The sequence below is a fragment of the Haematospirillum sp. H4485 genome, from assembly GCF_012102745.1.
Classification (GTDB): Bacteria; Pseudomonadota; Alphaproteobacteria; order Rhodospirillales; family Rhodospirillaceae; genus Haematospirillum.
The window spans coordinates 92,887-119,171 of the sequence record NZ_JAAVSY010000007.1 but is presented as its reverse complement, the minus strand read 5'-3'; the positions used below and the strand labels follow the sequence as shown (position 1 = coordinate 119,171).

Genomic DNA, 26,285 nt, shown 5'->3' with positions numbered 1-26,285 from the left:
GTAAAGCCCCAGACCGAGCCGGAACGGGTACTGCTTGCACAGCCACACATAAACCGCGTGCAGTGGGCTGACGGTAATGATGTCGGCTGCACGCCCCAGAAGGTGCATGGATTGCGGGCGCCCGCCGCTCTCACGGTTCCAGCTCACACATCTGCACCCCGATGTAATCGTTACCGGCGCCTTGAAATGATCCCGCACGCCCTGGAGAACCGTCAGCAGTTCAGCGTCCACGGTGTCAAAGCCGCACCCACAGCGGCAGGCGAATTCATGGCGGTGAAAGTGGGGCGAGATCTGCATGGTTAAAGCCTCACATGCTGCATCAACCATATGATGTAGGCGACGGCACCTGTAAGGCACGAGGAGCCGATACAGGCGGCAATGCGGGCTTCGGCCTGAATCCGGGTCAGCGATGATTCCGCAGCGGAAATCTTCTCCCACATCCGGACGGACTCCTGGCCGAGCCGGTCCAGCGCAACTTCCTGGACGGTGAGGGCGGTCAAGGTCCGTGATATCTCACGCTGGGTAAGGGCGACTTCGGCCAGGGTCCGGTCTGTACTGTCAAGCCGCGCTTCAACCGCAGCAAGCCGCGGCACAATCTGATCCACCTGCATTCGCTCCACACCATGGCATCGGTCATCAACTGTCAGGCAGCGTGGCAGACAGGCCCCTATACGTCCTGTGGCGCTTTTTCCTGCCGCTTCAGAATGTCCCTGACCCGACGCGGCGTGAGAGCGAACCCCGCCGCGATATCTGTCGTCGGCACGCCGTTACGGGCCATGTCGCAGATGCGGCGATCCCGCAGGGGGCGGGAGAGACTGTTGCCATTCGCGGGCTGGAGGATCAGCCCGGCAAACGCGCGGGAGATGCGGGCGGCATCCTCATAGCCAAGGATTTCGACGATTTTCGAGGACATTTTCAGGTTGCGGGGGTGGGGAACGTAGAGAATGCGCCTCCACCTGCGCTTTCCGGACGGCGCAAGGCTGCCGACAAGATAAAGCGCCCGGTCGCGGCCAATAACGCCGGCTATTTCCTGAATACTTTCAGGGAGTTCGGCAACCTGTTCCATGGCCGTGTCTTATAACCCGGGGTCCCAGTAAAACAAAGGCCCTTTTGGTGCATCCTGGCTGCAAAAAATTACCCCCCATGGTGCGCGTCTTCGAGAGGCGTGGGGGGTGTATTGCGCAGCACGGTGCGCCACCCGTTTTATCGTGTCAAGCCTTGGCAGCAAATTTGGCGCACCACCCGCCTGTCATTGCTAGAATGCGCCAATAAAAACCCCCCGTGGTGCGCTTCTCCGAGAGGCGTGGGGGGCGTGTTATGCAAAAAGTGTATCACCCGTTGCCCTGTGTCAAGGGGCCTGCGCCGGCCCCATACTCAGCCCTGGAGCATCGCCCCGATCCTGATTTTCATCGCCTGCTCAGAAACACCAAACTGCCTTGCCAAGTCCGCAGGGTCGGTCATGCCCTTTTTCTGGTACTGCCGGATCAGGGCTTCCGGCATAAGCAACCGCGCAGCAAACTTGTTTGCTTGGATTTCTTCTTTGCGCCCAATGCGGGTGTTATGATACTTGCCTGCGTCTGTACTTCTGTAGGCTCGGTCATCATCAATCCCGTCGCCCATAATATCCCGGTGGTACACATAATGACCCAGCTCATGAGCGATAGTGAACCGCCGCCTGGTTTCTGGGTCCGACGCGTTTACGGTTATGATGTAGCCTTCTCCTTTCTTGCGCTCGATCATCCCGGAAACCCCGGAACTCAGGAGGTCAAAGCGGAGTTCGATGCCAAGATCACGGCAAAGACGCTCCACATCAACAGGAGCCGATTTGCGAGCTTCGTTTATAAACGTAAAGGAATCGACGAAGGTCATCTATGTTCTCCCCTTTTCCTGAGCGGAACTGAGTTCATATGCAGCCTCGTCATTAACAGGCTCTTCCACAACATTCAGGCGTTCATCCAGCATGCCCGGCAGCTTCTTGTCCAAATATTCTCCGACCGCGCGCGCGGCTTCTTCCCGCGCAGTTTTGGCGGCTATTTCTCCAGACTGCGAACTGACCTGCCTGTAGCCAAAAATACCCGCAAGCCCCATGCCAACGGCGAGGACGGCCAACATGGCGGAGACGCCACCCAACATGGCAGATGCAAAATCCAGTCGGCCCATTTGGGCTGCAAATTGTATAGCATCAACCAAACTTTGAGACTCCTGTATGCTTTCAGAACCCGTTAATTTTTGCAAGCAAAAGGGTTCCGTACATTTTTTCAAGTAGATAGCTGCGAATGCAGTCCCCGGCATCACGCAGACACTGACCGCTTCCAGCTATCTACCGCCTGCTCACACGCTCCCGACCGGCAACGCCGCAGCGGGGGCGATCGTTTCAGAAACTTGTCGCAGACTATGCCCTTTTGCAAGCTGTATCATTCCGACGCGTTTGAACAGCAGCCCGGAGAGAGGCTTGCCTCCGGACGGGGATAACCTGTCCCGCGTGACATTATACAGTGGTACTGCCCAGCGCCCCAGCTTATGTCTAACCCGGACAGGGCGCTGTTCGGAGGGAGAACCCATGGCTATTTCTACATATGCAGCGGCCCGAACGGTATGTGAAGCCAGCCACTGGAGCGTCAGCAACCTGCGCATCCAGAAAATCATCTATCTGGCCTCGATGGCGTTCATGTCCAGAACGGGCGGGCCCTTGGTTTTTGAGCCGTTCGAGGCTTGGGACTACGGGCCTGTCCTCCCCGATCTTTACAGCACGCTGAAAATGTATGGTGCCCGTCCGGTCCGGTATGGATTTTACCGAACCGCTCCGCTGGAGGCAGAGACACGCGAGGGGAGAGAGCTGGAGCAAGCCTGCGCTTTCCTGCTGAAGCAACCCCCGTCCAGATTGATCGACTTCACCCAGAGAGAAGACGGCGCATGGGCGCGGAACTACATACCGGGGAAAAGAGCGGCTATCATTCCGAACGACCATATTATCGAGGAAGGCAGGACGCTGTTCGGAGCAAGAACGGTGCCGGGCGCGTAAATAAAAGAGATGGCGTGCGGGACGGCACCATTTTCGTGACGCCACGAAAATGGTTGTGTGTCGCGCCCAGCGCAAAAAAACGAAATGGATTGTTCTACCGAAACAGAACAGGCGGTCAATGTTGTCGTGTTACGAAGCCGCGTTCCGAGCTATTCTATAATGTCGCCGAATGACGACACTGCTATAATGTCCACGAACGACGACTTTTCGACTTGTCGCCGAATGACGACATTGCTATATTGTCCGCGAACGACGACAACCGGACAAAGCGCCATGCATATTCGAACGCCCTTAGACCTCGGGCTGGTCATCCGTCAGCAGCGCCGCCGCCTCGGCCTCAACCAGACCGATCTGGCCAGCCGCGTCGGCGTCGGCCGCCAATGGATTGTGGCCATCGAGCAGGGGAAGGCGCGGTCGGAGCTGGGGCTCGTCTTGCGCACGCTTGCCGCCCTCGACCTCGCTCTGGCCGTGGATGGCGACGGCGATGCCCACATGCGCAAGGATAGTAGCGTGGCGCCGATCGACATCGACGCCGTCGTCGATGCCGCGAAGGGACGCCGCCCATGACCGATCATCTCGCGATCATCGTCGATGGTCGGATCATGGGCGAGATCCGTAAGGACAAGCGCGCGCGTCTCACGCTCGCCTACGACGCCGACTGGCGTCAGACACCGGACGCATATCCGCTCTCGCTTTCCATGCCGCTCGTTGTCGCCGAGCATGAGCACGCCAAGATCGAACCCTGGCTGTGGGGCCTTCTCCCCGATAACGAAGCCATCCTGGCCCGCTGGGGGCAGCGCTTCCAGGTCTCGCCGCGTAATCCGTTCGCGCTGCTTGCCCATGTCGGCGAAGACTGCGCCGGCGCCATCCAGATTGTTCAGCCCGAGCGCGCAGACGTCCTTCGCACGCAGCCTGCCGGGAAAGTCGAATGGCTCAACGACAAAGACATAGCAGAGCGCATCCGCACCTTACGCAAAGACCATGCGGCATGGCGCATTGCGCGCGATTCCGGCCAATTCAGCCTCGCAGGCGCGCAGCCGAAAACAGCCTTCCTCTTCGAGAATGGCCGCTGGGGAGTCCCTTCGGGACGAATCCCTACCACCCATATCGTCAAACCGCCGATCGAGGCCTTTGACGGGCATGCCGAAAACGAGCACGTCTGCCTCGCTCTAGCACGGGCCCTTCGACTGCCCGCTGCCGCGTCGCAAGTCTGCGTATTCGAGGGTGAGGTGGCGATCGTCGTCGAGCGCTACGACCGCGTGAGCGTGGGGGATACGATCCGTCGCCTGCACCAGGAGGACATGTGCCAGGCGCTGGGACTGCCACCGACCAGAAAATACGAGAATGAAGGTGGGCCGGGAGCGCAGCCGATTGTCGATCTCCTGCGAACCTATTCCAGTCGGCCGATCGACGATGTCTGGACATTCATTCAGGCACTCGCGCTCAACTGGATCATTGGCGGGACGGATGCTCATGCGAAGAACTATTCCGTGCTGATCGGTGCAGGTGGGCGCGCTCGTCTCGCACCGCTCTACGACATTGCCAGCACGTTTCCCTATGACTTCGATTTCAAAAAGCTCAATCTGGCGATGAAAATCGGGGGCAAATATCTCCTCGACGATATCTCGCTGCGGCATTGGAACAAGCTGGCGTCATCGGTTCGACTGGGTGGGGAGCAGGTGCGCGCGAATTGCCTGGAACTCGCCGAGCGGCTTCCCGACGCACTGGCCGACGTCATCAAGACGGCCCGAGCCGACGGTCTCGACAACGCGATTTTGCAGCGGCTTTCCGATGTCCTCACCGCAAGAGCCGCCGATTGCCGGAAGATTCTGATGGCGGCACCAGCTCCTGAAACCGAGTGATGATCTCTACGGAGTCACGAAAGAAAGCGAAGACGATGGCGGCATGGGACGTTCCGTCACCCTGCGTCTGACCGCCGGGCAGATCCACGACAGCGTCGAGGCCGAGGCCTTGCTGGATGGAGAATTGGGTGACGGATCGACCCTGCTGGCCGATTTATGAGTTTACGGCCTAAGTCCTTTCTCTCAGGCGGTGGCGGCTTCAGGCAGGTCAACGCCAAAGGCATGGGCCAGCCGCAACAAGCCCCGACGCGTGATGCGGGCCTGTTCTATGAAGCGCGGCAGGCCGTCGGGCTGCGTGACCTCGGTTATCTTGTGCTCCATGAATCCGCTCTGGATGCGGCTTTGGTAGGCCAGCCACGACCGCCCCCCGGCACGGCGGTACAGCCACTTGTTTACGGCCAACCATGTGAACAGGTCTCGCGGGCGCTGTTGCAGCAGCTTGGCGACCTCCGTCACGGACAGGGAGCCATCACTACTGGTGGCGATCAGGTCATAGGCCTGTAGCTTTGGCGCGTTGTCATTGGCCTGGCGTTCCAGACGCTCGACTCGCTCTGTATAGGTGATCAAGGCCCCGCGCAGCCAGATCGGGTCGTTGAGGTACTGCACGTTGTCCGCGCCCGGCGACCCGGTCTTGCGGATCGAGGGGAGGACTTCGCTGGTTACCCACCTCTTGAACCGCTTTGCCGCAGGCTTGCGGCTGCCTAGGATCAGCGAGTACAGGCCGGATTCATTGACGTGATTGGCACGCTGTGTACGCCCAAGGTTATCGATGACCTCCAATTTCTGGAGGTCATCCAAATCGACGTGAGACTTGATTACCTGAGACGAATTGCCCATCTCCAGGGCGTCGCAAACATCGGAGGCATTAAACCACGGCTGCCCGTTTTCATCGATGATGCTACGGACACCGTGCCCTTCGAAAGAAAATGGAATGATGTTACCCATAACGTGTTACTCCCCTTTTACGATGTGATGATCATTTCCTGGCGTGAACAAGGACCTGCGTCCAAGGACTTCACCGACAACCCAATCCTCGAACCGTTCCGCTGCCGGAAGCCGTGACCGCATAACCAGACGATACACATCGCGTTCGGGGATAATGATTGTTTGTGGAGCCAGAGGAAGGGGGGCGAAACGCTCCCCCTCCAACGCAGAGCTGCTTCCTATATCGCGTGCTCCCTTGCAATGATCACGGACAGCCTTCCGGGTATTGCTATACCCAAGGAGCGTTGCAACATCCTTGGCCACGAACCACGGCTGCCCGCTTTCATCGACGATGGTGCGGACACCGTGACCTTCAAAAGAAAATGGAATGATGTTACCCATGTCACGCTACTCCCTCTAATGTATACGTGGATGTTTTTTCGGCAGAGCCGGGAACCCGTGCCCGGGGCCGTTTTTTCCGGTTTGCCTCTTCCAGTTTTGAGAAGGCGTCCGCAATGCACTCAAGCCCGTCGTGGTGGACCAGTCTGGCGCCGTCCGGTGCCGAACCCTGGCAGGCTCGCGCCAGGGAAAGCCACGCTTCGTCTTCGACCAGGCAGCGGGCGTTATCAAGCCACTCGGGCTGCGCCAGAATCTCCACGACATCGGAGAGCCAGCACCACAGACCGCCGTCCCGGGTCATGACACAACGGACGGAGCGGCCAATATGGGCGGATGTGTAAATGAGTTGATCGGATAAACGCGCAGGGGTGCTGTGGTCGCGCATGGCGAACCTCCTTTTGATCGGGTTGCGGAACCCAGCCACCGCGCTGTGAAACTTGGTGGCCGGACGTACAGGATTCACAGTACCGCCAAAAGGTAAACGGCGAGCCCGAAGGCTCTCCTGTGCGCCCGACCATAGGAAAACCGCGCTTTTATTGGCACGGTTCGGGCGCCTTTTGTAGTGCGAGCTGTGAAACCCGGTCGTGGAATTTGCCACGACGTTCGCACTGTGTCGGCAGCATGGCGCCCTGTCAATATTTTTTGTGAATGGAATCAGGTGGCCCGGAATACCGTCGCGATCCGGGACGGTACTAAGCGTGCTCACCAGTCGTTGCCGCTGAAACCCGACCACCGCGAGTCGAAGCGTGGTGGCCGGACGTACAGGTTTCGCATTACCGCCAAAAGGCAAACGGCGAGCCCGAAGGCTCCCCCGTACGTCCAGCCATGGGGCAACCGTGCCATGTTCCGCCTGTGCCATCAAGGGGTCAAACCTGCGCTCCATCTCACGCTACTCCCCTGCACGGTGTCAGACCCTGCATGCCGGGGCGGCGGCTTGGCCAATCGAATACCACCCAGCGGGCGGTTTCGGTCAGGCGGTCAAAGCTGCGTTCGCCCAGGGCACGGTGTAATCCGGCACGGTCTTGGTTGGTCACAAGGACGGTTGGCATCAGAGCCCGGTAACGGCGGTCGATCAGTTCAAACAGGATGGTCTGCTCATTTTCAGTACCGCTGTTGACCGCAACTTCGTCGAGCACAAGCACATCAAAGGCGGTGAGGCGTTCCAGAACCTCGTCCTCACGCTCCGGGGATTCCGGGCGCCACGTTGCCCGAACAGCCCGTATCAGGTCGGGCGCCGTCATGTAGCGTCCCCGGCGCCCCGGCAGAACGGCTTGCAGGATCCCTGCCGCCAGATGTGTTTTCCCGGTTCCCGGTCGCCCGGAGAACACAAGACCCCGTCCACCCGTGCGCCCCTCTATCAAGGCTTCGGCATAGTTGCGGGCGACGGACAGGGCCTGCTTCTGGCCCGAAGATGCGGCTTCAAAGCACTCAAGGCCGCGCCCTGAAAAACGGAGCGGAATCCGGGCCGCGCGGATAACCGCAAGCATGCGTTCCTCCTCGGCCTTTGCCCGCTGTTGCCGCCACTCCGACAGGCGTCGTTCCTCGGCCTCGCGCCGCCGCCTGTCGGTTGCCTCGGCATTGCAGCCGGGACAGCCGACCCACAGGATTTCATCGCGCAGCTGCACCCCCGTATTCCGGTACGCCCCGTGGCGGTCGCACGTCTGCATGTGCTCCGCCGCCGCAGTGGGAGCCGGGAAAGCGGTGAGGTCAGACAAAGGGGTCAGGTCAGGCGAATGTTCCATCGGTGTTAATCCCCGCTCGATAATCCAAGGCATCAAAGCCGCTGTGACGTGATGTGCCGCGCTGGGCTGCCCGGGCCGGGTACGAAAACGCCTGCGCCCGCATGCACCACCCCCGCCACGCGGCTTGCCAATCACGCATACGGCTGTCTTTTGACTGGTGATAGCTGATAAACCGCGCGCTCTCCCGCGCCAGGTCTACGCCGTGTTTCGCCGCAATCTCGCACCCGGTTTCGTCGGGCCAGAAATCGGGGGGCACCGGGGTTTCCGGCTTCCTGGGCTTTTTGGCGGCAACCTTTGCCCCCGGCGCCGGTTCTGCGGGAGCTGGCTTGCCCTCTGGCCGTAGTGCATCGGTCTCTTTATTTTGGCTCCAGCGTGCCTTTGCCGCTTGTTCCGCCCGTTCCCGCCGCAGCCGTGCGGCCTCAAGCTCGCGGTCGCACCGTGGCTGGCGCCAGCCGTCCGTCGTTTGGACGAAGAACTCTTCAAGAACACGGTCCACGGCGGCTTTCTGCTTGCGCGTAGTTGCGCGGACCCGCCAATACAGGTCGCGGCGGTCCAGTCGAAGAGGCTTGCCGGTGGTGTAATACAGGTCCAGCAGCCGCCTGTAGGCTATATCCTCGTCCCAGGTCAGATGATAAGCCGCCTTCATGTAGGCGTCGATGTGGAATGGATAGCAGGTCATGCTGTCCTCCCCCTCCATGTGGAGACGAATGTCGCTGTAAACGGGCTGCGTCAGCCGCAGGCGGGGACCCTGTCAGGGGTGGCCGCGACAGAGTGGGAAAGCCGTGCGGACCGGCGCTTGTTCTTTTCTGCCGCCTTTCTCTCCGCAATATCGGCCATCAGGCAGGCAAGGCCTTCGGAACTGATCAGGGTGATGCCGTCAGGCGTGACGCCGGAATAGCAGGGGCCCAAGGCCTCGGCGGCCTCGTCAAACGGCTCGTGCACCGCCAAAGCCCAGCATACGTCGGCGAACTGGAACCAGGTGCCGCCGTCTTCATCAACGATGGTACGGACGGGGTGGCCCGAGAGGGCAAGCGGAACAACGGTTTTTGTGAAAGCGTGCGCAGGGGTGCTGTGGTCGCGCATGGCGAACCTCCTATTTATCGGGTTGCGGAACCCAGCCACCGCGCTGTGAAACTTGGTGGCCGGACGTACAGGATTCACAGTACCGCCAATAGGAAAACGGCGAGCCCGAAGGCTCTCCTGTGCGCCCGACCATAGGAAAACCGCGCTGTTGATGGCGCGGTCCGGGCGCCTATTGTAGTGCGGGCTGTGAAACCCGGTCGTGGAATTTGCCACGACGTTCGCACTGTGTCGGCAGCATGGCGCCCTGTCAATATTTTTTGTGAATGGGGTACGCGTTGCATTCATGGCCTGTTCCCTGATGGATCTCAAACGTCCGCCCCTGTGGTTTGTCTCTGCGCTGGGCTGCCCGGTACCGCTACGGTTGACCGGGTATCACAGATGGCCCGGAGAGCACTCAAGACCTTCGTCACTGAACCGTACAACCCCGATAACGTCGCCGTGCATGGCGATCGGGACCGTGCCGCTGAGCAGCATGGCGCCGTCCGGCGTGGCGGCGAAATAGTCGGACTGCATGAATTCGGGGGTCATTTCAATCTCGGCAGTCTCCCAGATTACCGCGCAGACGTCGGCGAGATAGAGCCAGGTGCATCCGTCCTGATCGATGACGGCACGAGTAAGTGCGCCAAGCAGATCAATCGGCACGACTTTCTTGCTGACGGGGACGACTTCTCTGACGGCTACGCGTGCAGGGGCGCTGTGGGCGGTCATGGTGACCTCCTACTGGTGGGTTTGTTCCAGGTGGTTTGGCGGTGAAGCCCGTATCAGGGGCGTTACCCATGGTGGTAACGCAGGACTGACTGCGTATCAAGAAAAAAAATATCCTCTGAAGACGTTTCTTTCCGTTTCCCGCCTCGCACATCCGCACAGGCGCGTGCGCGTATATGGGCGAGCGTGCACGCGCCTGTTTTATTTTATTTTTTTAGTTATTTATTTAGTTGGTTAGAGTTTTTAACGCGTACGCATGCGCGGGCATAGAATAATTTCTTTTTAATCAATGGATTAGGCTAGCCTTCAGGGCTTTTTTCTGCATTGGGAATGCCTCTGCACATGCCGAGCAATGCTCGGAGCATAAGGTGAATTCTTTACAATCAAAATGTTAATGGAAAAATAGTGCTTATTTTCAGTGCCAAATGTGCTGGGCACTGCATTTGCACAAGCGGGACCTCTATGGCCAACGGCTCGCGGGGGGAAGCATCCCAGTTGCCTTTCGCCCCGGGCGCCCAGGGGCGGAAACGCTGGGCTGCACCGATTCGCCTGATTCCGGGGCATTCGCTACCCCCCCCCCGGCTCAATGACCGGGCAAAAAAGCAACGATAGGCAAAATCTGCAAAATCCGGCTAATGGATTGCTCTGTAACGTTTGAATGATGCTTATACCGCTTTATAACGACCACTCATTTTCATCCATCGCCGGATAATTTTTTTCATCCGGCAACCTTTGCTGGTAACACTTGCTGTCAGGCCTGAATTTCTCAGCCTGTTTACCCAGCTTATGCAGAATATGAAAAAGAAGGACCAATCAATGTCAATCGGCGCGACAATACAAAGGTTACGTAGATCCCGGGGGATAACTCAAAAGCAGATAGGTGATGCGCTGGGCCTCAGCGTTACCTCGATCTGCCGGATAGAGAATGGCGACGACCATCTGCTCAGCATTGTTCGGATTCGGCAGTTTGCCGCCGCCCTTGGAGTGAGTGAAAGCGAGCTTACCGGAATCTCTGACACGAATGGGGCTGGCCCCCCGCCTGTCGCCATCCACGGGCAGTCATCTGCCCAAGCTGTTGTTATAAATGGCTTTTCTGATATGGACCTTCCGCTGATCCTGCACCCGGAATACCTGCGCACCATCACGCGGCGGCCTTTGGTCAGCCTTCGGGTGGTGACTATCGACAGCGATGATATGGAGCCCACCCTGCGCCCCGGCGACCAGATTTTGATCGATACGCGTGACATTCGTCCGGACCGCCCGGGACTGTTGTTTTTCTGCACCAGCGCCTTCAAGGGCGTGCGCAGAATTTCTACAACATTCAGCGGTGAATTTGTTCACATAAAGCCTGATAACCCAGCTTATGGGGATGGGGAAAGGGTCGAGAGCTCAAGTATCTCTGCCGTTGGACGTGTTATCTGGGTCGGTAAGAAAATATAACCGCTGTATCTACATTTGCCGCCCAGCACCGTCCACCTGCTTTTGGGCTAGCCATTAAAGCCCCCGAGAGCGGCAATGATGAAAATGCGCAGCCGTTATAAAGCGGTATAGGCATCATTTAAGCGCCACAGGACGTTATATAGCGTAATTCGTTATTTATTTTTCTTATACGCAAAAACGTCCTTGACGGTCACCGGGCGAATGCATAACCTGTGTTCGCTCATCGAGTGTTTGTGCAACCCATCGGCAGGCACTCTTTTCAAAAACAAGGGGATGAAAATCGTTACAGCCTGGCTCGTGATGACGACAAAGCAGGGCACGCCATGTCTTCTTCGTTGGCATCACCTGGCCCCGATCTTCTGATCACGCTGTAGCTCTGACATCCATCAGCGATGACCCGGCACAAGAACCGGGCAGCCTTTTGCGCTGCCGTGCGCCAACGGAGGAAACCATGGAAGACCGCAAATTCCTTACACAAACCGAACTGGCCCAGCGCTGGAACATGGCCCGCGCGACGCTGACGAACTGGCGCTGCCTGGGCCGTGGTCCCGCCTACATAAAGATCAGCAGCAACATCCTTTATCCCGTCACGGAGGTCATCCGCTGGGAGGACCAGAACATTGTAGATCCGGCAAGCGTACGGGAACGGAAGGCGTCGTGCCATGTCTGAGGTCACCCTGCGCGAGATCCGGGGCTGGTGCGGTCAAACAGGCCGTGAAATCCGGATCGACAGTGTTGGGCGGCTCTTCACGTCTGGCCGCGACCGCGGCGGGGTACAGGAGCCACACTCCCTCGACTCCCTTACAGCAACCATTCTGGGCGAGCTCGCCAACACCGAAAAAAGCAAGGACCGGCTGTCACGCCTGAGCGGGCTTCTGGTCTACCTGCAAGACGAGCTGAAAAAAGAGGGCATCGCGTGCGACATCGCGGTCTCGGACCCGCCCCCGGCGCCGGGAAACGATAACGAACGCGTAGCCCTTCATCTTGGAACACAATCAAGCTGAAGGGGTGCGGACGTGAACAGCATCAACAAGGTTACCCTCCTAGGCAATCTGGGCGGTGACCCCGAGATAAGGCTGACCCAAGAGGGCGGCAAAGTCGTCACCCTTTCCCTCGCCACGTCGGAGTGCTGGAAAGACCGCCAGACCGGAGAGCGACGCGAAAAAACCGAATGGCATCGCGTCGTTATCTTCAACGAAAATCTGATCGGGCTGGCTGAGAAATATCTGCACAAGGGGTCGAGGGTCCTGCTGGAGGGCAGCTTGCAGACGCGCAAGTGGACGGACCGGAACAATATGGAACGCTACTCGACAGAGATTGTCCTCGGACAATGGAAGGGCAGCATCTTCCTGCTCGACCGCCCGGCACAGGAAAGCGGAGAGCCGTACACCGCGTCCGAACCACCTGCCTTGTCTGAAATTTCAGACGACAACATACCATTCTAGCCATTCTAGGGGAAAGCTCATGAACGGACTGCTTGCATTCATCAAGTGCCTTGGTGGTGGGGGATCAACCTGCCGACGCGGTGCGGGGAGCGCCCTGCTCAACCTGATCTCCTTCCTTGAGCGATACACAGGCTACCTGTCCTGCCGGTGCGGAAAGTAAGGGGGGCCGCGCTATGGAAGCAATGGATACATCCGCCGCTGATCGGCTGCGGTCTTTCGTCGAGCGTATTGAGCGGCTCGAAGACGAGAAAAGCGGCCTTTGCGCCGACATCGCAGACGTATACAGCGAAGCAAAATCAACCGGTTTCGATGCAAAGATCCTTCGTAAGCTTATCAGCCTGCGACGGAAGAGCACGCATGAGCTTGAGGAAGAAGAACAACTTCTCGCGCTCTATCGGATGGCGCTGGCAATAGCCCCTCTGGAACGGCTTGCCAGCGCAGGGGCGGACTGATGCGTGTTCTTGTAGGGTGTGAATTTTCCGGAACCGTGCGCGACGCATTCCGGGCGGCAGGTCATGAGGCTTTATCTTGTGACCTGCTTGAGTCTGAAGCGCCGGGGCCACACTACAAGGGCGATGTGCGGGATGTTCTGGACTACCCGTGGGATTTGGCGATCTTCCATCCTCCCTGCACGGACCTGGCTGTATCTGGTGCCCGGCATTTCAGCGAGAAGCGTCAGGACGGGCGGCAGCAAGCCGCCGTATCCTTTGTCATGCATCTCGCTGCGAGCCAGATTCCGTGCATCGCCGTTGAAAATCCGGTCTCTGTTCTGTCAAGCCTCTGGCGAAAGCCGGATCAGATCATCCAGCCATGGCAATTTGGGCATGGGGAGACCAAGGCTACGTGTCTGTGGCTGAAAGGCTTGCCTCCGCTTCAGCCCACCCACGTTGTCGACGGGCGGCAAGCACGCATCCATCACATGCCGCCATCGCCCGAACGCTGGAAGCTTCGCAGCCGGACTTATCCCGGAATCGCCGAAGCCATGGCTGCGCAGTGGGGGAGCGTCAGCCCATCCAGTCTGTCCGCGCCGTCAAGGACAAGACAGCGTCATGTAAGGAAGCCGACCAATGGCCCGCAGTGACCTCCTCGTCAGCCTAGTAAAGGCGGGTGCTTCTGGCGACCTGCGGCTGATGAAGTCGACGATCGAAGCCATCATCACCGAGGCACGATCGAAGCAGCACAATGTTCTGGCCGAAAAACTGACAAAGGCAATGAATGGGATGGGCAACGGCGTACACCCCTTGCAGGCAATACCCGTTGGGCCTGTCCATCGTGGTCGGGATTTCATCGCCGAGATCCAGCCACAGCGCAGGCTGGAGGAGCTCATACTCCCGAACCTCGTGCGAACAGCCTGCATACAGCTGATCGAGGAGCAGCATCGCTCAGACCTGTTACGGTCGCACAGCCTGGAGCCTCGGCACCGGGTACTCCTCGTCGGGCCACCCGGAAACGGGAAAACCACTCTTGCCGAAGCGGTGGCGGAGGCCCTGGCCCTGCCGCTGTTTGTCGTGCGCTATGAACTTATGATCGGCAGCTATCTAGGCGAAACCGCAAGCCGCCTGAAGCAGCTGTTTGACTATGTACGGACCACACCTTGCGTGCTGTTTTTCGATGAGTTTGATGTCCTCGGCAAAGAACGCGGTGACACCCATGAAACGGGAGAAATCAAGCGCGTCGTCTCCAGCCTGCTGCTCCAGATCGATGATTTACCAAGCTACACTATTGTTATGGCAGCCACAAATCATGCAGAACTTCTCGACCGTGCCGTCTGGAGGCGCTTCCAGATACGCATGAAACTTCCCAAGCCGACACAAAAACAGATGGCCGCGTTCATCACTACCTTCCTGTCCCGTCTGAACGAGCCGGAAGCCATCCCCGCCGAGACGCTTGCCAAGCGCCTTGGGCCTGTCAGCTACAGCGAAGCCGAGCAGTTTTGTCTCGATTTATTCCGCCAGAAGGTCCTCTCAATGGGCGAGCGACCAATGAAGGCGATCATTGCCGAAAACCTGAAGCTTTGGTCAGCACGGGTAAACGCATCAAGGCCAACCGTATACTACAAAGGACAGCGTCATGCTGATTAGCTGCGTGAGCAAGACCCCCCGCATGAACGCGACACGAACAAAGCCCGTGGCCCAGGCGGTCATGGCACAACGATTTTCCGGAACGGGGCTGGACCGCCACGAATATTTTCCTACACCCCCGTGGGGTACGCGGGCGCTCTGCGAACATATTCTGGACCTGCGCGGCCAGAGTGTTTGGGAGCCAGCCTGTGGCGGCGGTCATATGGCCCGCGCCCTGGCGGAATACGCGGCCTGTGTCGTGGCCAGCGACATTGTACCCAGAGGCTTCGGGACCCCTTTCGATTTCCTGGCGCTCGAAAGCCCGCACCAGACGCCATCTCCCTTTGCCGCTGTGGACTGGATCATCACAAACCCGCCTTTTCGGCACGTCGGTGATTTTATCCGCATAGGCCTGTCACAAGCCCGGCGCGGCATAGCCATGCTGGGGCGCCTGCAACTTCTGGAAGGCATCGAGCGTTGGCACAGCATCTGGAAGCCGTGGTGCGGGCATATCACGGTCGCTCCGTTCGTTGAGCGGCTTCCGATGGAAGAGGGGCTGGTTGCGCCGGACACTTCGACGGCAACCGCTTACGCTTGGCTGGTGATCAACAAACATCTGGCCGGACAACCGCCGCTGCGCCACATCCCGCCATGCCGTACCACACTTGAAAAGCCCGGCGATTATGACCCGTTTGAAACCATCCAGGCTGTTCGCGCCCTCAAGGCCGATCGCATGCAGGCCCAGCGCGGCGGCAAGAGCCATCATGCCTCACCGGGAACGGTATGCGGATAAGTATAAACATACCACCGAAGGTGCCGACGGTGCCGTGGGCTCTGGTCATTGCGCTCTGGCTGATGATGGGCCTGCTGGTCAAGGACGTGGTTACGGGCGGCATGGGCGTCTATCTGCACCGCCCGCTCTGGTCACAGATTGCAGCCGGACTGGTAACGGGTGCCGTCATCATCAATGCCCTGGTGTATGGGCTCTTCGCTCTGATGGATCTCCGGGCCTTGCGGCGGATGCGCGAAGAACTTGTTGTCGCTGTACTTGCGGCGGCGGAAGACGGTCGGGAGGGAGATGCGGAGGGAACAGGACAGGGCAAAAAAGGGCGGCGGAGTGCCTCCACAAAAGCAGGCCCAAAAAAGGTGCGCCGATTCTTATCGCGGCAAAGTGTGGGACAAAGTGTGGGACAGCGCCGCTTCTCTTTTTGAAACTTCTTATAAATCAATGCTTTAGAGAACGAATATGGCGGAGAGAGAGGGATTCGAACCCTCGATACGGTTTCCCGTATACACACTTTCCAGGCGTGCGCCTTCAACCACTCGGCCACCTCTCCCCTAGCGCAGGGCTTTTACCCTGCTTCACCGCCCCTTAAAAAGAACGGCGAGGTGGATTTCTAGCCGACGACAACGCAAAATGCAATGGCTGTTTGGAGAAAAAGTATTTTTGTCCATGTGGCGCAGTCTTGAAGACCCTGATTGCACAGCCAAACACTTGTGGCATGCTTCCCATGTGGGGACAGGCGCCTTATCTCCGGACAGGAGGAACGCCTCTTTGGGATCTACCGCACCATGACCGGGAAAATTATAGGCTGGCTTTTTCTGGGATTTGCGCTGATTTCTGCCTCGGCGGAAGGTGTCATGGCGCTTGGGACCAGTTCAGAAAGTGGACTTGCAACCGGCGAGCTTCTGGCTCTCCTTGCCGGCCATACAGCACCAGCGCCAAACACGGCCCTTGACCGCATACTTGCTGATCTTCTGGCCCTGCCAGCATGGGCTGTAAGCGGCCCACTGGGCATTTTGCTGATCTTGATCGCCCGAGGAAAGAGAGAACCTGTGGCACAGGGAACCCGGCGCCTGATGAGACGGCGGCATTAACAAAAGTCAACAGAACTTGTTGTAACGTATGGAGCGGGTGAAGTGAATCGAACCCTAGTCGTAAGCTTGGGAACTATAGCCTATAGGTTCCCGCGCTATCCCGCAAGATCATTAATGCGCTGTTTTTCCTTGGTTTCGCTGCCCCGCACTTCCCGCTCACCTCCTCGAGATCCCCTCGTTTCTCCAGCATTGACTTACAGACTCCTTACAAATTACCTTGCCGTCCACGTCATAAGCTTTTCTGGCTTCCGTCGAATAAGGTGAGGGAAATCATGAAGTTGAAGCTAAGCGCTGCGAAGCTCAAGACGCTCACCATTCCCGAGCGCAAGTCCGGAGAATGCGTCTGGGACACCTCCCTTCCTGGGTTCGGGGTCTACGTGGACAAGACAGCCAAGACGCTCCTTATTCAGGGCCGGTGAGGAGAAGCGCCACAAGATCGGGCGCTCCGACGCGCTGTCATATGATTCAGACCGGCAGAAAGCCATCCACATCCTGAGGGAGGTGCAGAAGGACGCGGACCCAACCGCCGCCATCAAGCAGGCCCCTTATCTGAGGAGCTGACGGCATTGCTCGGAACCCACAGCATGAAGGACAGCACCCGAAAGACATGGAAGTCCGTCATCAACAACCACATCATCCCCGCCCTAGGCACCCGCAAGCCCTCGACCATCGCCGAGGCCGACATCCTGGCCGCTTATAGGGACACCCAAGCCAAGAGCGGACGGCAAGCTAATCAGGCCCATCCTCTCGACCTTCTATAACCGGACAACGGACGGAAAATTCAACCCAGCCTCCGATTTCCGCAATGACAAGTCGATCAGGAAGCATCGCGACGGCGAGCGGGAAGTTGTCCTCACCCAAGAACAGGTACGGGCGCTCCTAGCCGACTTCGATCAATCCCCCGCCCAGCAGAGTGCAAGCGCATCCCGACTCCTCTTTTATACGGGCGCCCGCATTGGGAAAATTCTGGCTCTCAAATGGGAAGCCGTGAACCGCAGCCTGTGTGAATCCGAGATTTGCTCGGACCTCCCTGAAGCTGCTGTTGCAGAGCTGTATGTTCATCTAAGCATACGTCAAGCTCACTTCAGGGATTCCTTCTCTGAAGTTGGAAGTGCCATCGTTTAAAAGTGCAGCAACCTCTTTCTCGAAAAGCAAACTTCAAAGAAGCTTCTCGGCCTAGAGGGTGCATCTCCGTCTAAATTAATGCTTGAGGAAATTTATTCTCTCTTTCGTCGGCATGAAACTGCGCTTAGGAAGGCGGGGTTCTCCTTGGAGGCATTTGAACGCTTTGCCCTTCAGATGATGAAGAGTGGGTTCGGCAGCTACTTTCCCACCCAGGTTGAGGCGATGAAAGAGCTTACCGCCAAATTCTTGGGCGAGGTGGACAGCGCAACACGTCGTGCCCACAACAAGGCGTTAGGCGAAACCCTTTCTCCAGAGCTGCGGATGGATGAGTTGCAGAAGATGAAGTGGTCCAAACTGCACATTGGTGAGGGAGGCATCCCCTTGCCGGATTGCATTGCTGTCTGCCGTAATTCTGATGGGAAGTACATTCCACTCGTATTTGCCGATGTTGGAACGATCAACGCTGTTTATACTCCCTTGACGCACGACACTCTCATTGTTGGCCGGGTGGGTGAAAACAGCGTGGTTCCTGACAATTTAATCAACACGCTCTCAGCATGTAGCCGAGACTTCTTTGTTGCGAAGGCCCATCACCCCTCTTTCGATCATGCCGCCCGATCAACGGGAAACCTGCTTGATGCGTTCCTCTCAAGTACAACATCCGAGGCACTGAGAGACCTGCCGATCCTAGGGATGCTTCCAAAGGGGTAAGCCCCGCCGTCACGATATGCGGGCTTCGGCCAGCAACTCAGACAGCACCTTCTTTCCCCTGCGGCTAATCATCACCGTATGGGTCCTGTTGTCCTCGATGCAGGGGTACGCAGACACCAGCCCGTAACCCTTCACGGTCTTGCCACCGTGGGCGTATCCGCCCCCCAACAGCCCCACGTTCCGCGAAATGGCCGACTGGGTCAGCCCCATGTCCTCCCGAAGGTCGCGGGTGGTGATGCCGGGGCTGTCGGCAACGCCCAGCAGGACCTGCAAGGCTGTTGCGTGGGTCCTGGGGTATCGCTTGGTGAAGGCGAGCATGAAGGCGCTGAACTGAGAGAGGTCCATTGGTCGCTCTCCTGTCTCGGACAGATCGGACGATGATGCCACGGCACGTCCCTTTCGTCCTTGTCGCAAGAAAAACGGGTAGCGCCATCACCACTTACCTGATTTTTGAACTGACGTTATGCTTGCAACAGATCAAGAGTGAAGGGGCTGGGGTATGCGGGTATACAAGCTGACTTCAAAATCCCATGTCGTTAAAGAAATCGAGAAGACGAATTTTGAATACGACACCGACAAGAAATACCCGCATTATCAGCAGGCGGCAGATGGGCTATGGAGACAGTATGCAGTCTGCCCCGCCTGCGACAATCCAATTCAAATAATTGGGCTGTACAAGCCTCTCAGCAACACCGATAGGCCATATGGGAAGCATACTGGCAAAAGGATCGATGGTTTTCCTGACTTCGGTCCAGAAGCCCACCAGTGGTGCCCTTACGTTTCCGCCCGAAGCTCTGGCGGAAAGACCAAGCGTAAATCCATTGATGGCCTTCCACTAAAAATCCTTCGCATTCTGGCCGATAACTTTGATCGCGTTCTCTACATTCTTGAAAAAGATACTGGAGTTCGCATATCAGATAATTTGGCAAAATCCATGCTTGAAACGTACATGGGTGAAGAGGGTTATCTTTACACTGGAGCCAACCTAAGAAACGTGCCTTGGATTTTCGCATACATGGCTGATGCCCAGTCTCTCTTTGGGCAAAAGATTGTCAGCAACGATGAGCTGAAAGGCGCAATTACATCAAAAATCGAAAACGTCAGGATTGACGAGAGTGGCCGGATTACGCGAGGACAGGGGTATTACAGCATAGACCTTGCGTTTATTGACCACGCCTATCACCTTGAGGACCACGAAATCGTGGAAAGCGTTGTTATGCATGTCGTTGATGGGAATGGGGGTGTGGTTTACGAGACAGTTCTCGACATCGATCCGGCCCGGTTCGCCTCCCTCATCAATACACCGCCTCAATTTGCAAGAAGGAATATGTCACAGGTTGCGATGGCCCAGGCCGTGATCGATCCCTTCCTGGAGGCGCACAGGTCTACGCCAGAGGTGGGCACCACTTAAAACCAGCGAAAAAATTCGTCCCCCTCTCCGTACTGGCGAGAGCGCGGCTTCCCCCCTTGGCGGGGGCCTCGCGTCACGCACGGGCACACAGAGTTGATCCCAGGCGCGGGTGGGTGTGCGGACCTTTCCGCCCGGCTTCTGTGTCGCCTTGGTCCTGCCCACGCCCTTGACACCCTGACTCCCTCAGTCGTATCACATGGTATCAACGGATGTTGACAGCATGTGTGATGAGGCTGCCATGACCAGCTATGTCGAGTATTACCGGGTATCCACCGAGAAGCAGTGCCGGTCTGGTCTGGGGCTGGAGGCGCAGCAAGAGGCTGTGCGTCGGTTCCTCCGGGATGGGGACACCACCATCAAGCCACCCTTTGTGGAAGTGGAGAGCGGCAGGAAGACCGACCAGGACCGGCCCCAGCTTCGTGCAGCGATGGAGGCTTGCCGGAAGACTGGGGCAACCCTGCTGATTGCCAAGCTCGACCGGCTGGCCCGAGACGTGGCCTTCATCGCCACCTTGATGAAGTCGGATGTCCGCTTCGTCGCCTGCGACATGCCCGAGGCTGATCCCTTCCGCCTGCACATTGAGGCTGCCATTGCCGAGGAAGAGGCCAGGAAGATCAGCCAGCGGACCAAGGCTGCCCTTGCCGCAGCCAAGGCCCGAGGGGTCAAGCTGGGCGGGTATCGTGGGTACGAGCTGACCGAGGATCAACGTGGGCGGGGTCTGGAGCGTTCAGCAGAGGTTCGGGCTTCCGGGGCTAACCAGAGGGCCGTGAGCCTGCTTCCGATCATCTCCACCATCCGCGCCGAGGGCATCACCAGCATGGGCGGCATCGCCAAGGCCCTGAACGACCGGAACGTCCCGACGCCTGCCGGTGGGCAGTGGCACCCCATGAGCGTGTCCCGTCTGTTGAGGCGGTTGGAGGCGTGAGCCTGGGGGGAGAAACGCTAACGACCTCGGGACAGTTGCGACATCGTCATTAAATATTTGGTTTAATTTTGTTTTTTCATTTTACACAGATTCCCCGAGGACTCATACAGGCGGGGCAACAACGCACCACCAGGGGAACCCAGACATGACCACCCAGACCAACGCAGCCGCCACCATCTCCACCCTGATCACCGAGGCCGGGAACGACCTCCGGGGCGGCATCATGGACACCACCGACCTCTTGGCTTGGATGGGGCGTGCCCTGACTGCGGGTCTGTCGTTCATGTCACCCGAGGATCAGCAGGCGTTCGCTTCCCTGCTGGAGGGCGGGGAGGTTCCGTCCTTCGCCTGATCCTTCCCAGGCTGCCATTGCCAAGCCCCTGCCGGTCCTCCGGTGGGGGCTTTGTCGTTTCTGAGCATCAATACCGAGACCGAGACCGTCCGTGACCTGGACCTTGCCCAGGCTCTTGGCTACTCGGGAGACCGGATGATCCGCCGCCTGATCAAGAACCACATGACCACGCTGGAGCAGTTCGGTGCAGTGTGCCGCACCAACACGCTACTACCTCGTGGCACCAAGGGGGCCACGCAGGATCACCGAGTTCCACCTGAACCGCAAGCAGGCGATCTACCTGACCACCCAGGCGGGGACGCCGAAGGCCCACGCCATGACGGTCTTCGTGGTCTCCGGGTAATAGGTTGCACCAATGCGGACTGAACGCCCAGCCCATCCGTGAGATCGCCATCGCCCAGCAAGCCCGCCAGGGACTCGCTGGAGTCGATTGCAGCCCCATGGGCTACGAGACCCCACCAGCGCCGGCCCTTCGAGTCTCCAGCACCCCTTAAATCAACTCCCAGGGCCATGAGCAATTTGGTTGCACCAATACATGTGCAGGGTGGTTCCTGTCCGACTGTGGGCCGGGGTGGTGTGGGGCTGTGACCTCTCCGCACCACCCCGTGGCTGCCGAGTTGCCAGACCACGACTCATATGAAATTTCCCTGCCGTATCAGTGCTTTGGAAATAGTTTGCACCAATACATGGGGCCTCTGTGATCACATACCAATGCTGTTACCTCATGGTCACTCTACTGGTACAGCCTTGGTTATCATGATGCTGTCATTTGGTTGCTTGGAAGATTCCACCTTGGTCTGACTGAGGTGTGGGTAAGGACGGAGTACCCGTACCACCTCCCCCAAGAAACAACCCATGCTGAACAGCATGGAATGTCCTCTGCTGGACAGGGTGAACCCCTAGAACCCAGAGGCTGACCATCGCCTATCCCCTGCCTTCGTCTGTCACCACCTGTCTTCCTATTTCGTAGGAGGTCGGGTGGTATTTCGCCATTCCCATAGGAACCACCATGAGCCACATCACCCCCGAACCGACCACCATCATTGACGACAAGGGCAACCATGTCAGCCCCAGCACTGCCGTGGGGGCGGTCCTGGACATCTCCAACGGGCAGGAGGTGCGGGAGGCTCACATCATCCAAGCCGCTTCCAAGATGGGCAAGGAGCCTGCCTAGGTCCGCGCCATGGTGGATCAGGTGCGGGGAGCCTTTGAAGCTCAGGCCCGTGCCGTGGTGGATCGTGTCGGCCCCCATGCGGATGACGTGTTCGCGTGGGCTTCCCAGGCCCCCAAGAGCCGCGATCTGATGAAACAGGCCGTCCAGGATCAGGCCCGCAAGCGGACCACCTCGGGATACCAGAAGGTTGCCCAGGCGTACCTGGAGAACCTGGACACCATCAACCCGGATGCCCTGCTGAGGGCCCAGCTTGGCGAGGGTCTGGAGATCAGGAAGGGCCAGAATGGCAAGTTGATCCTGAAGACCCCCAAGGGGGAAATGAAGTATCGGGCGGCTGTCCGCTCTGGCCTGATCAAGATCAGCAAGGCCCGCCACTAATGGCGTAATACGTCACCAACGGCAACCTGCGAACCAAGGTCTATGACCCCGACGAACCCGTGGAAGGGTACAAGAAGAAGACCTGGAAGGCCCCTGCTGAGTGGGGGCCTTTTGTTGTCTGGCATGAGGGCATAACCAGGGACACCAACGGGAACGTCACCCCGTTGTCCCTGCCGTATGTCGTCCTCCATTTCGAGAAGGTGGACCAGACCATCCGCCAGCTTCAGCGCCCTGTCCACGGATACGACCAAGCCCCGATCCCCCAGCAACCCGCTTTCAACGACAACGACCTTTGCGCCGTCCCCGTCTAACCCAAGGACCAACAGCACATGAACTCTGCCATTGATACCACTGTCATCACCTGCCCCGGTGGTGGCTTCATCTCCATAATGAGAGACCCCCATCAAAACGTCGTGTTCCTGGACAAGGACGGCATTCTCCAGTCCAGCGCAACCGAGGCCATGACCAAGCTGTTCGACACCATCAAGGCGAACGGTTCGGGCAAGCCGCCGACCATTGGCCGGGTGGACGCCTGATCCCAGGCACATGACCAGGGCAAGCCCCATGCTGACCCGTGACCCGCCCCGATGCCCCCCTTGCGAGGGGGCAGCAAGGACAATCACGGGGCGGCATGGGGCGCGGCCTCCAGCAGCTCGGTCAGGGCATCGGATTGGTCCCGGTTCACCGTCGAGACGTAAGCGATGATGGCACGGGACCTGGGGTCGTCACCGGCTTCGAGGACTGCCGCTTCAAATTCCCGCATCCTGTGGTCTGTCACAGCCATCCGGCCAGTGCCAGCCTCGATGTTGAACGCGGACACCTCTGGCCCAGCTCGCTGGACCTTGGTGGCGTTGAGGGGGAATCCCACCTCGCTGCCCACCCGTCCAATCAACTCCAAGGCTTGCTCAAGCTCTGCCTTGTCGTCACCGGACAGGATCACGTCATCAACGTAGACGGACAGCTTGATCCCCTTGTCCATCAACTCCCGGAAAGCAAGCCCCAGCTTGCTCTTGTCCAGGCAGATGGTAGCGAGGTAGGGGGACTCAACGAAGCCGAAGGGCAGGAAGTAGCGCCCCTTGTCGGCAACGGTCGCATTCACTGCGTACTCGTATGCGTCACCGTACCAGAACCCGATCCGCTTCAACGCTCGGACCACCTTGTTCCGGGTGACGTGCCAGAAGAACCGTTCCAGGTCTGCCCTGGCGAAGTATTGGCTTCCCAAGTGGGTCTTGATGGCCGCGACATGCCCACCATCCTGGTAGTGAAAATAAAAGCCCGGTGGCCTCCATTTCTTCAGAGACCACCTCAACAATTGCCGCCCCTTGGCGCGACATTCGTCCTCCTGAACGTAGACGAACTTCCCGCTAGATAGCTGAAATCTCTGCGTATAATTCCTAATTTTCAATGGGGCGTCTCAGGTAGTTAGCGGTCACGGTCACGAGCTTCTCAATCCAGTAGGCGAGCTTTACGAGAGCAGTCACCAACTCGATCAGCCCGAGAACCGGACCGAGATAATTTTTCTTCATCTCGGCACTCCTCTGCTAATCCCCTAGCAGGCCAGTGTTCCGCCAGAACGGAACACCGTGACCACAACCAAGGACGTCCCCATGGCTCCGGAAAGCCAACATTCAGGGTGACCAGCAAGCGGACATCCTGGGCATCGGAGAACCGATACCTCGGAGGACCGCCATCGCGGGAGCCTCATGCTAGGGGTGATGCACACCATAAGCGTTACAGGCGGGTGGGTCAATCCAACCAGCCTCTGCCCCTCTTGCCCTGCCCCCAACGAAGCGTACCTCTCCGGTAACAGCCCCATGCTGCCGGTCCCCGAGGTGTGCCCACAACAGAACGGAACCACATGAAAGACCGCGTTCAAGTCGCAGACCTCGCACAGGCCCAGCTTCGCCCCGATGCTCGTCCCGTGGACATTTATTACCGCCCTCAGGCTGAAGCCGTTCAGCAGCAGGGCGACAGCATGATCACCCAGCTTGCCCAGGGCCTGGGTCAAATCCAGCCCAAGCTGATGGAGCTGGCAGGCTCGTACATCGACAAGCAAGCCAAAGAGGAAGCAGCACAGGACAACCAAACGTACCGCGATGCCCTGATGAAGGACGCCGATCTGAACAAGAAGGCGTTCAAGGACCTCGTGGACCAAGGCGTGATCCCGGCTGGTGCCTCCCCCTGGTTCCAGAAGGGGTGGCGTGAGCAGCAGCTCCGCGCCCTTGGCGAGAAGTATGGTCGGGACGTGACCCTGGCCTAGAACCAGAATGGTGACCTCAAGAACTCCGATGACACCGGCAAGCTGAACCAGTTCCTGGCCCAGCAGTCCCAGGCGTTCCGTGAGAAGATCAAGGCCAGCGGTGGTGAGTTCCGTCCCACTGAGCTGACCGAGGTGCTGGACCCGCTGATCGATCATTACAATCACAACGTCTGACAGGAGCATGTCCGGTTCCGGGTGGCTTAGATCGAGAAGGACGTGGATGCCAACTCCCGCATTTCCGTGAGCCGCTGGGCCACCCGTACCGATCTTCCCGTGGAGGAACGGGCGGCAGGCATTCAGTCGGAAATCGACGGGATGTTCAGCAAGGGCCTATCTGGGTCCAAGTCCCGGCAAATCATGGCTGAAGCCGTAATGGATGCTGCCTCGACCTCCAAAGACCCCAGCATGTTGTCCGTGCTGGACCATTTGAAGACCGGCAATACCGTCTTGTCCAAGGACCCGGTCATTCGGACCAAGATGGAGCAGGCCCAGCAGCATATCGAGGAGCGCCAGCGCAATGACCAGCGTTGGACCTGGGCTGTCGAGGACCGGAAGTACCACGATGAGGTGACCAAGCCCCGTGCTGAACAGTCCTGGAAGTGGACCATGCAGCAGCACGATTGGGCGACGGATCAGCACGACCGGGCGGAACAGGAGTGGACCCTCCATTCCGCCCTTGGCGACGAGATCAGTGCCGATCCGACCCAGGACCTCCGCAAGTCTCCCCAGTTCAAGAAACTGACCCGTCTGGACCCGATGAAGGCCCAGGCCATGCTGCACTTCCAGCAGGTCTACCCGGGGGCCGGGGAAGAGGTGAAATCGGACGACCCGAACAGCGTCTTCCAGATCACCAAGGGCCTGTACACCGGGCAGGAGGACCCGACCCAGCTCCGGGTTCGGGCCATGAATGCCTTCACCCACGGTCTGATGACCCGTGGACGCTTCGAGAAGATCAACGAGGAAATCCTCCAGTACCAGGAGGGCCGCAAGGACCCGATCCTGGGGTCTCAGGAAATGCACCAGCTCCAAGACGGTGTGTACCGAGGGATCATTAGCAGCCCGAAAGGCAGTTCGGCAAGCAAGCGTTGGTCGCCCCCAAGCGGCTGCCGAGTTCTATGACTGGGCCAGGAAATGGAGTAAGGCCAACCTTGGTGCGAGCTTCACCGACTTCCGAACTGAGGCCCAGAAGAAGGCCGTTGACTTGGTGAGGGCCAACAACGAGTACGCCAATACGGATTCTTTGCAGGGGCAACAGCAGCAAGGACAATCGGCACCCCAGCCGGTGAGTTCGGCCAAGCAGCAGTAGCCCGCCGCACCGCCGAAACAGCAGCAGACTGCCCCCGCGTGGCATCAGGGGAAGGCAAGCTCGTCCGCGCCTTACGCCGCTGA

38 protein-coding genes, 1 tRNA gene and 1 pseudogene are annotated in these 26,285 nt (G+C 58.6%); 23 read left to right on the top strand and 17 right to left on the bottom strand.

What is annotated here, in order from left to right; genetic code table 11:
• From HEQ61_RS07165 to HEQ61_RS07145, 5 genes are all read right to left on the bottom strand, one after another.
• The coding region (locus HEQ61_RS07165) for a D-Ala-D-Ala carboxypeptidase family metallohydrolase (RefSeq protein WP_168020213.1) at window positions 1-297 on the bottom strand (297 nt) is incomplete at its 3' end.
• Window positions 298-299: 2 nt separating this feature from the next.
• The gene (locus tag HEQ61_RS07160) at window positions 300-611 is read right to left on the bottom strand and encodes a hypothetical protein (protein WP_168020212.1); all 312 of its coding nucleotides are present in this window, start codon (window positions 609-611) and stop codon (window positions 300-302) included.
• Between the two features lie 56 nt (window positions 612-667).
• Window positions 668-1,066, bottom strand: a complete 399-nt coding sequence (locus HEQ61_RS07155) for a hypothetical protein (protein WP_066134988.1) — start codon at window positions 1,064-1,066, stop codon at window positions 668-670.
• 308 nt (window positions 1,067-1,374) lie between these two features.
• Window positions 1,375-1,869, bottom strand: coding sequence for an ImmA/IrrE family metallo-endopeptidase (locus tag HEQ61_RS07150; RefSeq protein WP_167804478.1), 495 nt, complete (start codon window positions 1,867-1,869; stop codon window positions 1,375-1,377).
• Window positions 1,870-2,190: a hypothetical protein gene (locus tag HEQ61_RS07145; protein WP_167804479.1), complete on the bottom strand. Its 321-nt coding sequence runs from the start codon at window positions 2,188-2,190 to the stop codon at window positions 1,870-1,872.
• Between the two features lie 370 nt (window positions 2,191-2,560).
• On the opposite strand from HEQ61_RS07145, the gene HEQ61_RS07140 reads away from it, so the two are divergent.
• The 4 genes and pseudogenes from HEQ61_RS07140 to HEQ61_RS07125 form a co-directional block, all read left to right on the top strand.
• Window positions 2,561-3,022 carry a Panacea domain-containing protein gene (locus HEQ61_RS07140; RefSeq protein ID WP_167804480.1) on the top strand — a complete coding sequence of 154 codons (462 nt, stop codon included), beginning with the start codon at window positions 2,561-2,563 and terminating at the stop codon, window positions 3,020-3,022.
• A gap of 273 nt (window positions 3,023-3,295) precedes the next feature.
• Window positions 3,296-3,589, top strand: a complete 294-nt coding sequence (locus HEQ61_RS07135; RefSeq protein WP_167804481.1) for a helix-turn-helix domain-containing protein — start codon at window positions 3,296-3,298, stop codon at window positions 3,587-3,589.
• Window positions 3,586-4,884 carry a type II toxin-antitoxin system HipA family toxin gene (locus HEQ61_RS07130; protein ID WP_167820876.1) on the top strand — a complete coding sequence of 433 codons (1,299 nt, stop codon included), beginning with the start codon at window positions 3,586-3,588 and terminating at the stop codon, window positions 4,882-4,884. The genes HEQ61_RS07135 and HEQ61_RS07130 overlap by 4 nt, the downstream gene beginning before the upstream one ends.
• Window positions 4,885-4,891: 7 nt before the next feature.
• A pseudogene (locus HEQ61_RS07125) lies at window positions 4,892-5,038 on the top strand (IS5/IS1182 family transposase); the annotation flags it as partial.
• A gap of 29 nt (window positions 5,039-5,067) precedes the next feature.
• Here HEQ61_RS07125 and HEQ61_RS07120 read toward each other — a convergent pair.
• From HEQ61_RS07120 to HEQ61_RS07090, 7 genes are all read right to left on the bottom strand, one after another.
• Window positions 5,068-5,829 carry a BRO family protein gene (locus HEQ61_RS07120; protein WP_167820877.1) on the bottom strand — a complete coding sequence of 254 codons (762 nt, stop codon included), beginning with the start codon at window positions 5,827-5,829 and terminating at the stop codon, window positions 5,068-5,070.
• Window positions 5,830-5,835: 6 nt separating this feature from the next.
• Window positions 5,836-6,210, bottom strand: coding sequence for a Bro-N domain-containing protein (locus HEQ61_RS07115; RefSeq protein ID WP_167820878.1), 375 nt, complete (start codon window positions 6,208-6,210; stop codon window positions 5,836-5,838).
• Between the two features lies 1 nt (window position 6,211).
• Window positions 6,212-6,592, bottom strand: coding sequence for a hypothetical protein (locus HEQ61_RS07110; RefSeq protein WP_167820879.1), 381 nt, complete (start codon window positions 6,590-6,592; stop codon window positions 6,212-6,214).
• Between the two features lie 499 nt (window positions 6,593-7,091).
• Window positions 7,092-7,949: an ATP-binding protein gene (locus HEQ61_RS07105; protein ID WP_167820880.1), complete on the bottom strand. Its 858-nt coding sequence runs from the start codon at window positions 7,947-7,949 to the stop codon at window positions 7,092-7,094.
• A complete protein-coding gene (locus HEQ61_RS07100; RefSeq protein WP_167820881.1) occupies window positions 7,933-8,628 on the bottom strand; it encodes a YdaU family protein in 696 nt (231 codons plus the stop codon). Before HEQ61_RS07100 ends, HEQ61_RS07105 begins: the two co-directional genes overlap by 17 nt.
• 50 nt (window positions 8,629-8,678) lie before the next feature.
• On the bottom strand, window positions 8,679-9,032 hold the full coding sequence (locus tag HEQ61_RS07095; RefSeq protein WP_167812237.1) for a hypothetical protein: 354 nt from the start codon (window positions 9,030-9,032) through the stop codon (window positions 8,679-8,681).
• Between the two features lie 372 nt (window positions 9,033-9,404).
• Window positions 9,405-9,740 carry a hypothetical protein gene (locus HEQ61_RS07090; RefSeq protein ID WP_167804490.1) on the bottom strand — a complete coding sequence of 112 codons (336 nt, stop codon included), beginning with the start codon at window positions 9,738-9,740 and terminating at the stop codon, window positions 9,405-9,407.
• An 813-nt stretch (window positions 9,741-10,553) separates the two neighbouring features.
• Between HEQ61_RS07090 and HEQ61_RS07085 the strand changes: the two genes are divergently transcribed.
• The 9 genes from HEQ61_RS07085 (at window position 10,554) to HEQ61_RS07045 (ending at window position 15,894) form a co-directional block, all read left to right on the top strand.
• The gene (locus HEQ61_RS07085; protein WP_167804491.1) at window positions 10,554-11,177 is read left to right on the top strand and encodes an XRE family transcriptional regulator; all 624 of its coding nucleotides are present in this window, start codon (window positions 10,554-10,556) and stop codon (window positions 11,175-11,177) included.
• Between the two features lie 451 nt (window positions 11,178-11,628).
• The gene (locus HEQ61_RS07080) at window positions 11,629-11,847 is read left to right on the top strand and encodes a helix-turn-helix transcriptional regulator (RefSeq protein ID WP_167820885.1); all 219 of its coding nucleotides are present in this window, start codon (window positions 11,629-11,631) and stop codon (window positions 11,845-11,847) included.
• Window positions 11,840-12,181 (top strand): hypothetical protein, encoded by a 342-nt coding sequence (locus HEQ61_RS07075; protein WP_168020211.1) that lies wholly within the window; start codon window positions 11,840-11,842, stop codon window positions 12,179-12,181. The genes HEQ61_RS07080 and HEQ61_RS07075 overlap by 8 nt, the downstream gene beginning before the upstream one ends.
• A gap of 12 nt (window positions 12,182-12,193) precedes the next feature.
• Window positions 12,194-12,622 carry a single-stranded DNA-binding protein gene (ssb, locus tag HEQ61_RS07070; protein ID WP_168020210.1) on the top strand — a complete coding sequence of 143 codons (429 nt, stop codon included), beginning with the start codon at window positions 12,194-12,196 and terminating at the stop codon, window positions 12,620-12,622.
• A gap of 173 nt (window positions 12,623-12,795) precedes the next feature.
• Window positions 12,796-13,074 carry a DUF2312 domain-containing protein gene (locus HEQ61_RS07065; protein ID WP_167812232.1) on the top strand — a complete coding sequence of 93 codons (279 nt, stop codon included), beginning with the start codon at window positions 12,796-12,798 and terminating at the stop codon, window positions 13,072-13,074.
• Window positions 13,074-13,703: a hypothetical protein gene (locus tag HEQ61_RS07060; RefSeq protein ID WP_209315652.1), complete on the top strand. Its 630-nt coding sequence runs from the start codon at window positions 13,074-13,076 to the stop codon at window positions 13,701-13,703. Before HEQ61_RS07065 ends, HEQ61_RS07060 begins: the two co-directional genes overlap by 1 nt.
• Entirely contained in the window at window positions 13,690-14,703 is a 1,014-nt protein-coding gene (locus tag HEQ61_RS07055) for an AAA family ATPase (RefSeq protein ID WP_168020209.1), read from the top strand. Before HEQ61_RS07060 ends, HEQ61_RS07055 begins: the two co-directional genes overlap by 14 nt.
• Complete coding sequence (locus HEQ61_RS07050) at window positions 14,693-15,475, top strand: class I SAM-dependent methyltransferase (RefSeq protein ID WP_209315651.1); 783 nt, start codon at window positions 14,693-14,695, stop codon at window positions 15,473-15,475. Before HEQ61_RS07055 ends, HEQ61_RS07050 begins: the two co-directional genes overlap by 11 nt.
• Before the next feature lie 29 nt (window positions 15,476-15,504).
• Window positions 15,505-15,894 carry a hypothetical protein gene (locus HEQ61_RS07045; RefSeq protein WP_167820890.1) on the top strand — a complete coding sequence of 130 codons (390 nt, stop codon included), beginning with the start codon at window positions 15,505-15,507 and terminating at the stop codon, window positions 15,892-15,894.
• 35 nt (window positions 15,895-15,929) lie between these two features.
• Here the strand turns inward: HEQ61_RS07045 and HEQ61_RS07040 are convergent.
• Window positions 15,930-16,019 (bottom strand) — tRNA-Ser (locus HEQ61_RS07040).
• A 235-nt stretch (window positions 16,020-16,254) separates the two neighbouring features.
• Between HEQ61_RS07040 and HEQ61_RS07035 the strand changes: the two genes are divergently transcribed.
• The 3 genes from HEQ61_RS07035 to HEQ61_RS07025 all read left to right on the top strand — a co-directional run bounded on the left by HEQ61_RS07035 (window position 16,255) and on the right by HEQ61_RS07025 (window position 18,396).
• The gene (locus tag HEQ61_RS07035) at window positions 16,255-16,560 is read left to right on the top strand and encodes a hypothetical protein (RefSeq protein WP_168020207.1); all 306 of its coding nucleotides are present in this window, start codon (window positions 16,255-16,257) and stop codon (window positions 16,558-16,560) included.
• Between the two features lie 566 nt (window positions 16,561-17,126).
• Complete coding sequence (locus tag HEQ61_RS07030) at window positions 17,127-17,321, top strand: hypothetical protein (RefSeq protein ID WP_168020206.1); 195 nt, start codon at window positions 17,127-17,129, stop codon at window positions 17,319-17,321.
• A gap of 508 nt (window positions 17,322-17,829) precedes the next feature.
• Window positions 17,830-18,396 (top strand): hypothetical protein, encoded by a 567-nt coding sequence (locus HEQ61_RS07025; RefSeq protein WP_168020204.1) that lies wholly within the window; start codon window positions 17,830-17,832, stop codon window positions 18,394-18,396.
• 9 nt (window positions 18,397-18,405) lie between these two features.
• Here the strand turns inward: HEQ61_RS07025 and HEQ61_RS07020 are convergent, their stop codons facing one another.
• A complete protein-coding gene (locus tag HEQ61_RS07020; RefSeq protein ID WP_168020202.1) occupies window positions 18,406-18,783 on the bottom strand; it encodes a MarR family winged helix-turn-helix transcriptional regulator in 378 nt (125 codons plus the stop codon).
• 112 nt (window positions 18,784-18,895) lie between these two features.
• Here HEQ61_RS07020 and HEQ61_RS07015 point away from each other — a divergent pair, with 112 nt between their 5' ends.
• The 6 genes from HEQ61_RS07015 to HEQ61_RS06990 all read left to right on the top strand — a co-directional run bounded on the left by HEQ61_RS07015 (window position 18,896) and on the right by HEQ61_RS06990 (window position 22,636).
• Window positions 18,896-19,807, top strand: a complete 912-nt coding sequence (locus HEQ61_RS07015; RefSeq protein WP_168020200.1) for a hypothetical protein — start codon at window positions 18,896-18,898, stop codon at window positions 19,805-19,807.
• A 220-nt stretch (window positions 19,808-20,027) separates the two neighbouring features.
• A complete protein-coding gene (locus HEQ61_RS07010) occupies window positions 20,028-20,732 on the top strand; it encodes a recombinase family protein (protein WP_245183172.1) in 705 nt (234 codons plus the stop codon).
• 145 nt (window positions 20,733-20,877) lie between these two features.
• Complete coding sequence (locus HEQ61_RS07005; protein WP_168020198.1) at window positions 20,878-21,084, top strand: hypothetical protein; 207 nt, start codon at window positions 20,878-20,880, stop codon at window positions 21,082-21,084.
• Window positions 21,085-21,135: 51 nt separating this feature from the next.
• Window positions 21,136-21,450, top strand: coding sequence for a hypothetical protein (locus tag HEQ61_RS07000; RefSeq protein ID WP_168020196.1), 315 nt, complete (start codon window positions 21,136-21,138; stop codon window positions 21,448-21,450).
• 643 nt (window positions 21,451-22,093) lie between these two features.
• Complete coding sequence (locus HEQ61_RS06995; RefSeq protein ID WP_168020194.1) at window positions 22,094-22,258, top strand: hypothetical protein; 165 nt, start codon at window positions 22,094-22,096, stop codon at window positions 22,256-22,258.
• A 9-nt stretch (window positions 22,259-22,267) separates the two neighbouring features.
• Window positions 22,268-22,636: a hypothetical protein gene (locus HEQ61_RS06990; protein WP_168020192.1), complete on the top strand. Its 369-nt coding sequence runs from the start codon at window positions 22,268-22,270 to the stop codon at window positions 22,634-22,636.
• Here HEQ61_RS06990 and HEQ61_RS06985 read toward each other — a convergent pair.
• The 3 genes from HEQ61_RS06985 to HEQ61_RS06975 all read right to left on the bottom strand — a co-directional run bounded on the left by HEQ61_RS06985 (window position 22,633) and on the right by HEQ61_RS06975 (window position 25,079).
• On the bottom strand, window positions 22,633-23,202 hold the full coding sequence (locus HEQ61_RS06985) for a hypothetical protein (protein WP_168020190.1): 570 nt from the start codon (window positions 23,200-23,202) through the stop codon (window positions 22,633-22,635). The two genes, HEQ61_RS06990 and HEQ61_RS06985, sit on opposite strands and share 4 nt — an antisense overlap.
• A gap of 53 nt (window positions 23,203-23,255) precedes the next feature.
• On the bottom strand, window positions 23,256-23,945 hold the full coding sequence (locus HEQ61_RS06980; RefSeq protein ID WP_168020188.1) for a reverse transcriptase domain-containing protein: 690 nt from the start codon (window positions 23,943-23,945) through the stop codon (window positions 23,256-23,258).
• Window positions 23,946-24,185: 240 nt separating this feature from the next.
• Window positions 24,186-25,079 (bottom strand): hypothetical protein, encoded by an 894-nt coding sequence (locus HEQ61_RS06975; protein ID WP_168020186.1) that lies wholly within the window; start codon window positions 25,077-25,079, stop codon window positions 24,186-24,188.
• 33 nt (window positions 25,080-25,112) lie between these two features.
• Between HEQ61_RS06975 and HEQ61_RS06970 the strand changes: the two genes are divergently transcribed.
• Entirely contained in the window at window positions 25,113-26,015 is a 903-nt protein-coding gene (locus HEQ61_RS06970; RefSeq protein ID WP_168020185.1) for a hypothetical protein, read from the top strand.
• Window positions 26,016-26,285: the final 270 nt, after the last annotated feature.